This window comes from Streptomyces bobili (assembly GCF_002154575.1).
In the GTDB taxonomy this organism is placed as follows: domain Bacteria; phylum Actinomycetota; class Actinomycetes; order Streptomycetales; family Streptomycetaceae; genus Streptomyces; species Streptomyces bobili.
Genome location: NZ_MUBA01000050.1, coordinates 1 through 10145 on the forward strand (window position 1 = coordinate 1; position 10145 = coordinate 10145).

10 protein-coding genes are annotated in these 10145 nt (G+C 70.2%); 4 read left to right on the plus strand and 6 right to left on the minus strand.

Annotated features, from left to right (window positions below; genetic code table 11):
- Nucleotides 1-210: SpoIIE family protein phosphatase (locus BZL64_RS04515; protein ID WP_158101499.1), on the plus strand; the 210-nt coding region annotated here is incomplete at its 5' end.
- A 172-nt stretch (nucleotides 211-382) separates the two neighbouring features.
- Here BZL64_RS04515 and BZL64_RS04520 read toward each other — a convergent pair.
- The gene (locus BZL64_RS04520; RefSeq protein WP_244205182.1) at nucleotides 383-1723 is read right to left on the minus strand and encodes a hypothetical protein; all 1341 of its coding nucleotides are present in this window, start codon (nucleotides 1721-1723) and stop codon (nucleotides 383-385) included.
- A 114-nt stretch (nucleotides 1724-1837) separates the two neighbouring features.
- Complete coding sequence (locus BZL64_RS04525; protein ID WP_086766392.1) at nucleotides 1838-3751, minus strand: glycoside hydrolase family 15 protein; 1914 nt, start codon at nucleotides 3749-3751, stop codon at nucleotides 1838-1840.
- Nucleotides 3752-3931: 180 nt separating this feature from the next.
- Here BZL64_RS04525 and BZL64_RS04530 point away from each other — a divergent pair, with 180 nt between their 5' ends.
- On the plus strand, nucleotides 3932-4450 hold the full coding sequence (locus BZL64_RS04530) for a hypothetical protein (RefSeq protein WP_086766394.1): 519 nt from the start codon (nucleotides 3932-3934) through the stop codon (nucleotides 4448-4450).
- A gap of 90 nt (nucleotides 4451-4540) precedes the next feature.
- Here the strand turns inward: BZL64_RS04530 and BZL64_RS04535 are convergent, their stop codons facing one another.
- The 4 genes from BZL64_RS04535 to BZL64_RS04550 all read right to left on the minus strand — a co-directional run bounded on the left by BZL64_RS04535 (nucleotide 4541) and on the right by BZL64_RS04550 (nucleotide 8159).
- Nucleotides 4541-5755 carry an MFS transporter gene (locus tag BZL64_RS04535; protein WP_086766396.1) on the minus strand — a complete coding sequence of 405 codons (1215 nt, stop codon included), beginning with the start codon at nucleotides 5753-5755 and terminating at the stop codon, nucleotides 4541-4543.
- A 97-nt stretch (nucleotides 5756-5852) separates the two neighbouring features.
- On the minus strand, nucleotides 5853-6578 hold the full coding sequence (locus tag BZL64_RS04540) for a hypothetical protein (RefSeq protein ID WP_086766398.1): 726 nt from the start codon (nucleotides 6576-6578) through the stop codon (nucleotides 5853-5855).
- Between the two features lie 64 nt (nucleotides 6579-6642).
- On the minus strand, nucleotides 6643-7368 hold the full coding sequence (locus tag BZL64_RS04545) for a VOC family protein (protein WP_086766400.1): 726 nt from the start codon (nucleotides 7366-7368) through the stop codon (nucleotides 6643-6645).
- Nucleotides 7369-7541: 173 nt separating this feature from the next.
- Nucleotides 7542-8159, minus strand: a complete 618-nt coding sequence (locus BZL64_RS04550) for a TOPRIM nucleotidyl transferase/hydrolase domain-containing protein (protein ID WP_086766402.1) — start codon at nucleotides 8157-8159, stop codon at nucleotides 7542-7544.
- A 321-nt stretch (nucleotides 8160-8480) separates the two neighbouring features.
- Here BZL64_RS04550 and BZL64_RS04555 point away from each other — a divergent pair, with 321 nt between their 5' ends.
- Both BZL64_RS04555 and BZL64_RS04560 read left to right on the plus strand, forming a co-directional pair.
- Nucleotides 8481-8888 (plus strand): YciI family protein, encoded by a 408-nt coding sequence (locus tag BZL64_RS04555; protein ID WP_086766404.1) that lies wholly within the window; start codon nucleotides 8481-8483, stop codon nucleotides 8886-8888.
- A 7-nt stretch (nucleotides 8889-8895) separates the two neighbouring features.
- Complete coding sequence (locus tag BZL64_RS04560; protein ID WP_086766406.1) at nucleotides 8896-10041, plus strand: RNA polymerase sigma factor; 1146 nt, start codon at nucleotides 8896-8898, stop codon at nucleotides 10039-10041.
- Nucleotides 10042-10145 lie beyond the last annotated feature (104 nt).

Consider the following 10145-nt stretch of genomic DNA (forward strand, 5'->3'; position numbering starts at 1 on the left):
CTGCTCTACACCGACGGCGTCACCGAAGCGCGCGCACCCAACGGCGATCTCTTCGGTGAAGAGCGTCTCGCCGACACCGTCATCCGTTCGATGGCAGCAGGCCACAACGCCGCAGAAGCCCTGCGCAGCCTCGTCGACCACCTCATGCACTACCAACAGGGGCAGCGCCGCGACGACGCCACCGTCATGCTGATCGAATGGCACCCGTGACTTCCTCCCCCGCGTGAACGTGGAGGTGCCCTACGGCTCGCGCCCCCAAGGCGTTTCCCGCTGCGTCGCCGACTGCCCGTACAGAGTGCTCCGTCGAGGTCCCACTCCGGCTGTGCCGGACGGCGCCGTGGCAGGAGTTGCCTGTCCCCGGCCGTGTGGTGCCGGCGCGTGGTCACACCTCAGAAGCGGTGGTGGCCTTGGATTTGACGGCCGGCGCGGATCCGGTGTCCAGGAATTCACGGAGCGCGAAGCCCACCAGCACGATGACCGTGGTCCACACCACAACCATCGTGGTCGGGTAGTTCCACGTGAACAGGACGATCGCGGCGACCACCAGGATCGCGGCCCCGATCCAGCGCTTGAAGCGGTGTACGAACCGCCCGACCGCCCCCAGTCGAAGCCCTTCCGAGACCGCCATGTCGCGCAGTGCGCCGATGCTCCTGCGGCAGCCGTTGCGGACGAGGACGGCGATCCTTGACGGACCGCTGAGGAAAGCGCCGACGGCGGTGAGGAGGGCGACGGCACCGAGCGCCCGTACACCGGCGCGCAGGAACTTGATCAGCGCGTCGTACACCGCTCCGGCGGCGGCCGGGGACGCGCCGGAAGGCAGATGGTCGAGGTAGACGTCACGGAAGACGGTGAGTGTGATCCCGAGGACCAGCATGGCCGCGAACACCGCCAACCCGGCCCCGATGAGCGCGTGCCGACGGTTGAACGCGGTGTATACGCCCGCCGCGGCCACCAGCAGAGCGATGACAGGCAGCCAACTGCCCATGATCTCCAGGACCCGCATATAGGTCTTGATCTTGCCGATGTCCTTCGACTGGACCACCACGAAGCTCGTATGGACATCCGGAATCCTCGCGGCCACTCCCAGGCCGGCGTTGACCAACCGCTCCTTCACCTGTGCCACGATCGGTGCCACGTCGATGGCCACCTCGTCGTTCTTCAGCGAGACCGGCCCGTCGGCTTCGCCCGTCAGCGCCTTGTCGACGGCCGAGTGCACCTTGCGGTTGCTCTCCACCCAGACCGTCTCGAAGGCACTGCTGCTGACCACCCGCTCCACGGTGCCGGCAACCAGTTGCTCCAGGCCACTGGTGATCGGTGCGTCCAGGTTGCCGACCAGCTGGGCCGCCTTCGGCGGCACGCCCTTCTCCGACACGGCGTCCTGCAGCTGTTCGACCAACGCGTCCACGTCGATCTGCCCGAGCACCACGTTGGTGACCCTGTCGGTGACCGCCTTGCGTACATCAGGATCCGACGCCAGCGGCCCCACCGTGGCGACGTAGCGGTCGGTGTCCCGCACGATGCTGTTCGCCCAGACCGCGATGACGGAGAGCACCGACAGCAGGGCCGCGAGGAGGATCAGCAGTACGGAGCCCGCTGAGCGGAAGGGGTGATGCCGTGCGGCCCGCGGGCGCGCGCCACCTTCCAGAGCACCCACCCGGTGCCGCAGGTCATCCAGTTCGCTGCGCTCCCTGTTCGAGAGCGGCTCGTCACCTGTGTGGGCCATGCACACCAGAAGATGCCCGTGATGCCGAACGCGCGACCGGTGCGCACCCAACGAGTGAACAGCCTGGACCCGACCGCGCACGGAGGGGCCGTCGGCCGCGCGGACCTCGCCGTCTCAGCGACGGGCGTCAGCCCCGCCCGTACTCTCGTCGAGCACGGTGAGACCGTGGGTCGCCGGATGCCCGTGGTCGCGGTGGCGCGGGCCGGTCTCCGCCTTCTCCAGCTCCTCGTCGAGTGCCATCGCCGCGGTGACCAGGGCGAGATGGGTGAACGCCTGGGGGAAGTTACCGAGTTGCTCGCCCGAGGGGCCGATCTCCTCGGCGAAGAGGCCGACGTGGTTGGCGTAGGTGAGCATCTTGTCGAAGGCGTGGTGGGCCTGGTTGAGCCTGCCGCTGCGGGCGAGCGCCTCGACGTAGAAGAAGCTGCACAGATTGAAGGTGCCTTCGGAGCCGCGGAGGCCGTCGGGGGACGCTTTCGGGTCGTAGCGGTAGACGAGGCTGTCGCTGACCAGCTCCTCGTCCATGGCGTCCAGGGTGCTGAGCCAGTCCGGATCGTGCGGTGAGAGGAAACCGACCCTGGGCATGAGCAGCAGCGAGGCGTCCAGGACGTCGGTGTCGAAGTGCTGCACGAATGCCTGCCGCTTGTCATGCCAGCCGCGTTCGACGATCTGGCGGAAGACAGCGTCCCGTGCCTCGGTCCAGCGAGCCACGTCGGCGGGACGGGAGAAATCGGTGGCCGCGCGGACTCCCCGGTCGAACGCCACCCAGGTCATCAGGCGGCTGTAGGTGAAGTTCTGACGACCGCCCCGCGTCTCCCAGATCCCTTCGTCGGGCTGATCCCAGTGGTCGGCGAGCCAGTCCAGGACGCCACTCAGCGCCTTCCACCCACGGATCGCGCCGATGTCACCGCCGACGATCAGGGCGTCCGATGCCTCGCCGTAGATGTCGAGTTGGAGTTGGTCCGCCGCCGCGTTGCCCGCCCGCACGGGACGGGACCCCAAGTAGCCCTCCAGGTGGTCGAGGCTCTCTTCGGTCAGGTGGGGGTCGCCGTCGATGCGGTACATGATCTGAAGCGGGTCCGCCGAGACGGAGCCGCCGATCTCGATGCGATCGCGCAGCCAGTGGCGGAAGGCGTGCGCCTCCTCCTGGAAGCCCAGGTCGATCAGGGCTCTGACGGACAGCGAGGCGTCACGAACCCATGTGTAGCGGTAGTCCCAGTTACGCTCGCCTCCGATCTGCTCGGGCAGCCCCATGGTGGCCGCCGCGACAGGCGCGCCGGTGGGAGCGTAGGTGAGCAGCTTGAGCGTGATCGCCGAGCGATTGACGATGTCCTGCCAGCGACCGCGGTAGGTGCACGAACGCAGCCACGACAGCCAGAACGTCCGGCACGTCTCGAGTGCCTCGGCGACCCCGTCCAGGGAGGGGTGAGGCGGGAGCGGATCGCCGCTCGCCGCACTGGTCAGCACTACGGCGGCTGCCTGACCCGCGGACAGGGTGAAGCGGGCGGTGATGTCATTGCCGTCGGAGAGGAGCGCGACACCTGCGGTGGACTGCAGATGCAGGTCCGTCCCCGGGCCACGGAAGAGCACGGAGTGTTCGTCGGTCCGCGAGAGCGTGTGCGAGGCACGGCCGTAGTCGAAGCGCGGCCGGCAGGTGAGGGCGAAGGTCAGACTGCCGCGGACGACCCGCGCCACTCTCACCAGACGGTGTGTGTCCGTCGGGGCCGGGGAGTCGATGGGCACCATGAAGTCGGCAACCTCGCCGACTCCGCCGGGCGCCATGAAGCGGGTGACCAGGACGGCCGTGTCGGACAGGTACAGCTGCCGCACGGTCATGCCTTCGCCGTCCGGGGACTCCGCAGCGAGACGACAGTGCCCTCCGCGTTCGCTGTCCAGGAGCGCGGCGAAGATGCTGGGCGAGTCGAAACGGGGCGTGCACCACCAGTCGACCGTTCCGGCGGACGACACCAGAGCGGCGGTCTGGAGATCGCCGACCATGCCGTGTTCCGCGATCGGCGGATACCGGTTCATGAGATCTCCCTGCCCGGTGGTCCGACGCTTCGGCAGTTGGGCAGACACACGACGACCACCTGTCCACGCCAAGCGTTCACCCGCACCCACGCCCGCGGCCTCACCCACCACGGGTGAAACCGTCCGACGTAGCCGCGCCGAGGCGACGGGGCTCATCCACCTGCCTTCTAGGCTGACGCCATGGACAACTGGCTCACTCACGAGGGAAGCGTTTTCATCAACTTTCGGCACCACATCCCGGATCCGAAGGAGCACGGGTTTCGGTGGGTCGACATCAAGCAGCTCCGCTTCTCGGCGGAGGCCGTGGATGAGGAAAGGCTGCTTGCGGCGCTGACTGGGCATGAGCAGTTCCGGGACGACTACGCAGGTGGTGGAGTGCTGCCGGAGGGCCCCCGGCACGGACCGTATTGGCTGCGGCTGATCACTCCCGACCTCTACGAGCCCCTCAGCCATGAGAAGGCAGCGCGGATCCTGCGGGAGTGGGCAGGTCCGCTCCGTGACCTGCCCACCGAGCTGGAGGCAGCTCTGCTGCGGGAGGTGTTCGGCCGTCTGGCTTCAGCGGACAGCATCCACCACCTCGGCGAACTCGGTGAGGAAGCGGTGCACGACTGGGGACGCGTGCACGACTGCTTCCACGAGTTCGTGCTCGTCGACCGCTCGTCCGGGCGGCTCAGCCTCGTCGTCGCGGCCGACGACTGAGCAGTCACCGCGCCGTCCGGCGCCGCTCCTCAGTACTCGACGCAAGTACGGCACGGGAGAGACGCAGGACCTTGACGAAGGCCGTACGTCTCAGGGTCGTACCTCGGCATCAGGGGTGCGCGCGGGCAGGGCGGAGCGGGCGCCGACGGCAGGGGCCAGGGCAATGGCCACGGCGGTGAAGGCGAGGACGACGATCATGGCGTAGCGCAGGCCGAAGTGGTCGCCGAGGAAGCCGAGGCCGGGAGGTCCGACGAGGAAGGCGACGTAGCCGATCATGGCGACGAGGCTGACGCGGGCCGCCGCGTCGGGGCCGGAGTCACCGGCCGCCGAGAGAGCCAGGGGGAAACCGAGCGAGGCCCCCACGCCCCAGAACAGCACCGCGACGCCCGCCAGGACGGCCGAGTCGGCGAAGACGACCACCGCGATGCCGAGCGTCGCGGAGATGGCGCTGGCCCGGACCACGGGCGTGCGGCCGAGGCGGTCGATGAGGAACCCGCCGCCGAAGCGGCCGATGGTCATGGCGGCGGCGAAACCCGTGTAGACGGCGGATCCCAGGGCGGGGTCCACGTCGTGCCCGTCGACCATGAGCAGGGGCAGCCAGTCGTTCGCGGCCCCCTCGGCCAGGGCCATGGCCAGGATGACACCGCCGATCAGCAGCAGCCGTCGGTCCTTCCACACCCTCCCCCGGGCCGGGGCGGTACCGACCTCGGGCTGCCGGTCCTCGCCCCGCGGCTTTCCCACCGGGCGCGGGACGGCGCGGAAGGCGTGGGCGAACATGCCGGCCGTGACGGCGACGACGGCGGCCAGATGCCAATGCACCGGGACGGCGACCGCCGTGCACAGGATGCCGAACGCGGCTCCCACGACGGTACCCAGGCTGAAGAAGCCGTGGAGCGTGGGCAGGACCGTTCGCCCCGTGATCTGTTCGACCTCGGCCCCGTCGATGTTGATCGCGACCTCTCCCCCGCCCATGCCGGCACCGAAGAGGAACAGTCCGGCCGTCACGACGGGGGCGGAGGCGAGCATCGACCCGCCGCCGACGACCGCCATGCTGAGGATGATCAGCAGGGTCCCCGCTCCCATCACGGGCCGGTTGCCGAACCTGGCCACCAGCGCCCCGGAACTGAGAATGCCGATCATGGAGCCCACGGACAGCCCGAACAGGATGATCCCCATCTGCGCGGTGGACGCCCCGAGTTGGTCTCTGATGTCGGGCGTCCGCGTCACCCAGGAGGAGATCGACAGACCGGGTATGAGAAAGAGGAGGAACAGCGCCGCTCGACGGCGACGGGTGGCCAGGTCCATTGATGAGACGTTCTTTTCCCGCGAACGCGGCGGGGCGATCTTGCCCGCCGCTGAGTACGTACGAACGTACACGCTGGTGATGAGCCGGGAAAGAAGATCACTGAGCGGAGGCTTCTGAGCCGAGTGAGCGGCGTCGGACGGGCTCGCCGTGCGGTTGTGGGTACCCGATGTCGGTGATGTCCTTGGCGAGGTCCGCCAGGGTGACGTCCGCGTTCAGGGACGAAACGAGTTCCTGGCGCAGCGGTCGCAGGGCATACACGTCGCTCACCGCCGCCAGGTCCACGGGGACCTCGTAGTAGTCCTCGGCGAAGCGCTGGAACGCTCGGGGGGAGGGGTCGGCCAGCAGCTCGAACAGGCTCGTCGAGCCGTCGGGGTCGGCGCTGTCCGTGGGGAAGTCGATCGTGCCGTGGTGCCACCGGTCGTCCGTCGTCTCCCGCCACAGGCAGGCCGTCACGACGGGCACGCCGTCCTGGTCGGTGAACGCCGGCTCCTCGACGAAGGGCTTGAAGAGCTCGGGAACCTCGTCGAGCACCCCCGGCCAGGGCTCGCCGTCGTTGCCGTACGGGTTCATCGGCGTTTCGTGGCCGAAGCCGCGGACGTAGGCCCCGGCCGCGCAGAAGACGATGGTGTACTCGTCCCCCGACCCGTTGCGCATCGAGGCCGCCTCCTGACCTTCGGCCCAAGCGGTGCTGAAGGAGTGGTACCGGAATTCCCACTCCGGGCTCAGGATCGCGTCGAGCATCGCGAGCGAACGGCACCGGTCCCGCAGGTCGGCGATGCCGGGAAGCCGGCGAGCCACGTCATAGACAGTCACAGGGCCCATCCAACAGCACGGCTCACGGCCACAGGCTCCGGCTCGGGCACCCGCTCCGCGCCTGCCGGTGCCATCAGAGCCCGGGAGGCAGCACGCAGAACTCGTGGCCGTCGGGGTCGGCCATCACCACCCAGCCGACCTCGCCCTGGCCGATGTCGATCCGTTTCGCCCCGAGGGAGACGAGACGGTCGACCTCCGCCTGCTGGTCGCCGTCGGCAGGCGGGGCGATGTCGAAGTGCAGCCGGTTCTTGCCGGTCTTCGTCATGAGCGGCGGACCGCCCCACGTGACCTTGGGACCACCGTGCGGCGAACGGATGGCGGTCTCCTGGTCCTGGTCCCAGACCAGCGGCCAGCCCAGGGCCCGGCTCCAGAAGTAGCCTTCCTCCTGCGATCCGTCGCAGGCCAGCGCGCCGATGAATCCGCAGTCCGCGAGGAAGTTGTTGCCCGGCGCGACGACGCAGAACTCGTTGCCTTCCGGATCGGCGAGCACCACGTGCCCCTCCTCCGGGAGTTGACCGATGTCGATGTGCCGGGCGCCGAGTTCCAGCGCCTTGGCCACGGTCTGCCGCTGGTCCTCGAGGGACTGGCTCGTCAGGTCGAAGTGCGCCTGGTTCGGGCCCGTCTTCTGCTCCCGCGTCGGGAGAAACCGCAGCCGGAAACCGGTGTCGTCGTTCGGCAGGAGCGCGATGCCGCCGTGAGGGTCGTGGGTCGTCTCCCAGTCGAGGAAGCCGGCCCAGAAACGCGCAAGGCGGGATGGGTCGTTCGCGTCGAAGGTGAGCGCGTGGAGGTGAGAGGTCATGTTCGGGCGTCTCCGATCCGCCGGCTCCCGTCGTCTCACCGCCCGGTCACAAGGACTGGGCAGGACAAGGCAGTTCACCAGCGAGAGGGTTTGTTCGTGTTCAGGTGGTGGGAGGACGCTGCCGACCCTGCCGAGGAGGCGGCGACGGGTCAACTCATTAACGGCGCGCCGGGTCAGAGGCTGGTGAGGAGGTCGTCCAGCGGGGCCGGCACCTGCTCGGGGGCGAGGGCTTCGACCAGAAGGTGGCCGTAGCGGATCTTGCGGCCCTTCTTCGTGCCGAGGAAGCGACGCAACTGCTGCTGCCGGGGCCGACCGTGCTGTGCGGGCTGGTGCAGGAAGGTCTGCCAGGCGCGGATGTCGCCCTCGTCCCTGATCACTTCCTCGACCTTGGCCGGGCCCAGCGCGCGGATGAGTTCCTCCTCCAGGTCGCTGACGCACACGAAGAAGTCCCGGCGCGGCGCCCCTGCCCGCTCCAGGCCGCGGTCGTAGAAGGGCTGCTCGCGCTCGTCGCAGAGTCCGGCCAGGCGCAGGGCGAGTCCGGGCGGGCCCAGGAGGCCCGCATAGCGGCCGACGCTCATCGCCCCGCCCATCGGCACGACGCACACTCCCTCGGCGGCCAGGTCCCGGCCACGCCGTGCGGCCAGCGTCTCGACGGCGGCGAGGTCGCTCGGCCCTTCCAGCAGCACCGCGGTACGCACCCCGAGTCGCGCGGCCAGCTCACGCGCCGCCTCACCGGGACCGCCGGCCGCCCAGTCGGTCACCTCGTCCCGGAACGCCCGCATGTCCGCCATGGTGCGAGTCTGCACCAAGGCAGTTGTGCGGGCACGGCATTTGTCGACGCCCCCGTCGGCGCCCTCCCTCGACGGCTCCGCTCCGGCTCCTGCCTCACCCGCGACGTGAGCCGCAGCGCGGACACCGTTCAGGGAGCGGGCAACGGCGCGCGGCCACGAACCGGGCCACCGATCCCGGCGGCCACGCGGGGACGTCAGAAAATGACCACGCGGGGACGTCAGAAAAGAACTTTCCGGGGTGATGTCGAGATCCCGTGGCCGGCTCCGTCCTCGTAGTGAAAGCGACCACAATGGGTCGCACGAACATCGAGGAGAATCACGATGGCCAAGTACCTGCTGCTCAAGCACTACCGCGGCGCCCCGGCCGCGGTGAACGACGTCCCCATGGAGCAGTGGACGCCGGAGGAGATCACGGCCCACGTGCAGTACATGCACGACTTCGCGGCACGGCTGGAGGGGACCGGCGAGTTCGTCGACGGTCAGGCGCTCGCCCCCGAGGGGACGTTCGTCCGGTACGACGGTGAGGGCCGCCCTCCGGTCACCGACGGTCCGTTCGCCGAGACCAAGGACCTCATCGCCGGCTGGATGGTCATCGACGTCGACAGCTACGAGCGCGCCGTCGAGCTGGCCGGGGAACTGTCTGCCGCCCCCGGCGCCGGCGGGAAGCCGATCCACGAATGGCTGGAGCTGCGCCCGTTCCTGGCCGCGCCGCCCACCGTGACGGAGTGACCCCGAGGTGAACGACGTCCTCCTGCGGAGCCTCACCCCGAGCGTGCTCGGGATCCTCGTCCGCCGCGGAGCCGACTTCGCGGCGGCCGAGGACGCCGTGCAGGACGCGCTGGTCGAGGCGGTCCGGGCCTGGCCGGCCGCCCCGCCCCGGGATCCGAAGGGCTGGCTGGTCACCGTCGCCTGGCGCCGGTTCCTCGACGCGACCCGAGCGGACGCCGCCCGGCGCCGGCGGGAGGACCGCGTCGAGGAGGAGCCGGCCCCCGGGCCGGCTCCCGCGGCGGACGACACGCTCCAGCTCTACTTCCTGTGCGCCCACCCCTCTCTGACCCCGTCGTCCGCGGTCGCGCTCACGCTGCGCGCCGTGGGCGGTCTCACCACCCGCCAGATCGCCCAGGCCTACCTGGTGCCGGAGGCGACGATGGCGCAGCGGATCAGCCGGGCCAAGCGCACCGTCTCCGGTGTGCGGTTCGACCAGCCGGGAGATGTCGCCACCGTGCTGCGCGTCCTCTACCTGGTCTTCAACGAGGGCTACTCCGGCGACGTCGACCTCGCCGCCGAGGCCATCCGGCTCACCCGGCAGCTCGCGGCCTCGATCGACCACCCCGAGGTGGCGGGCCTGCTCGCCCTCATGCTGCTCCACCAGGCCCGGCGCACCGCCAGGACCGCGCCCGACGGCAGCCTCGTGCCGCTCGCCGAGCAGGACCGCGGCCGGTGGGACACCCGGGCGATCACCGAGGGCGTGGAGATCCTCCAGGCGGCCCTGGCCCGCGACCGGCTGGGCGAGTTCCAGGCCCAGGCCGCCATCGCGGCACTGCACGCCGACGCACCCACCGCCGAGGAGACCGACTGGGTGCAGATCGTCGAGTGGTACGACGAGCTGGCGCGCCTGACCGACAGCCCGGTCGTCCGCCTCAACCGTGCGGTGGCCGTCGGCGAGGCCGACGGACCGCGCGCCGGCCTCGCGGCGCTCGCGGCGCTGGACGCCTCGCTGCCCCGCTACACCGCGGTGGCGGCGTACCTGCACGAGTGCGACGGCGACCTGGCGACCGCCGCACGGCTGTACGCGGAGGCTGCCCGAAAGGCCCCCAACCTCGCCGAACGCGACCACCTGACACGCCGGGCCGCCCGGCTCAACGCCCGCGGATCGCGCTGACGAGGTCCGCGGACGCGGTGACACCCGCGGCCCGTAGGTGGCCTGGCCACGGGCGAGTGGCGGCGTCGGCGTCGTCCCCCGGCCAGGCCACCTACGGGCCGCGG

Excerpts from the sequence above, each read along its gene's own strand:
- BZL64_RS04550 (WP_086766402.1), bottom strand. The coding sequence starts at position 8,159 with ATGGCGGACATGCGGGCGTTCCGGGACGAGGTGACCGACTGGGCGGCC.
- BZL64_RS04525 (WP_086766392.1), bottom strand. The coding sequence starts at position 3,751 with ATGAACCGGTATCCGCCGATCGCGGAACACGGCATGGTCGGCGATCTC.
- BZL64_RS04535 (WP_086766396.1), bottom strand. The coding sequence starts at position 5,755 with ATGGACCTGGCCACCCGTCGCCGTCGAGCGGCGCTGTTCCTCCTCTTT.
- BZL64_RS04520 (WP_244205182.1), bottom strand. The coding sequence starts at position 1,723 with ATGGCCCACACAGGTGACGAGCCGCTCTCGAACAGGGAGCGCAGCGAA.
- BZL64_RS04545 (WP_086766400.1), bottom strand. The coding sequence starts at position 7,368 with ATGACCTCTCACCTCCACGCGCTCACCTTCGACGCGAACGACCCATCC.
- BZL64_RS04530 (WP_086766394.1), top strand. The coding sequence starts at position 3,932 with ATGGACAACTGGCTCACTCACGAGGGAAGCGTTTTCATCAACTTTCGG.
- BZL64_RS04540 (WP_086766398.1), bottom strand. The coding sequence starts at position 6,578 with ATGGGCCCTGTGACTGTCTATGACGTGGCTCGCCGGCTTCCCGGCATC.
- BZL64_RS04555 (WP_086766404.1), top strand. The coding sequence starts at position 8,481 with ATGGCCAAGTACCTGCTGCTCAAGCACTACCGCGGCGCCCCGGCCGCG.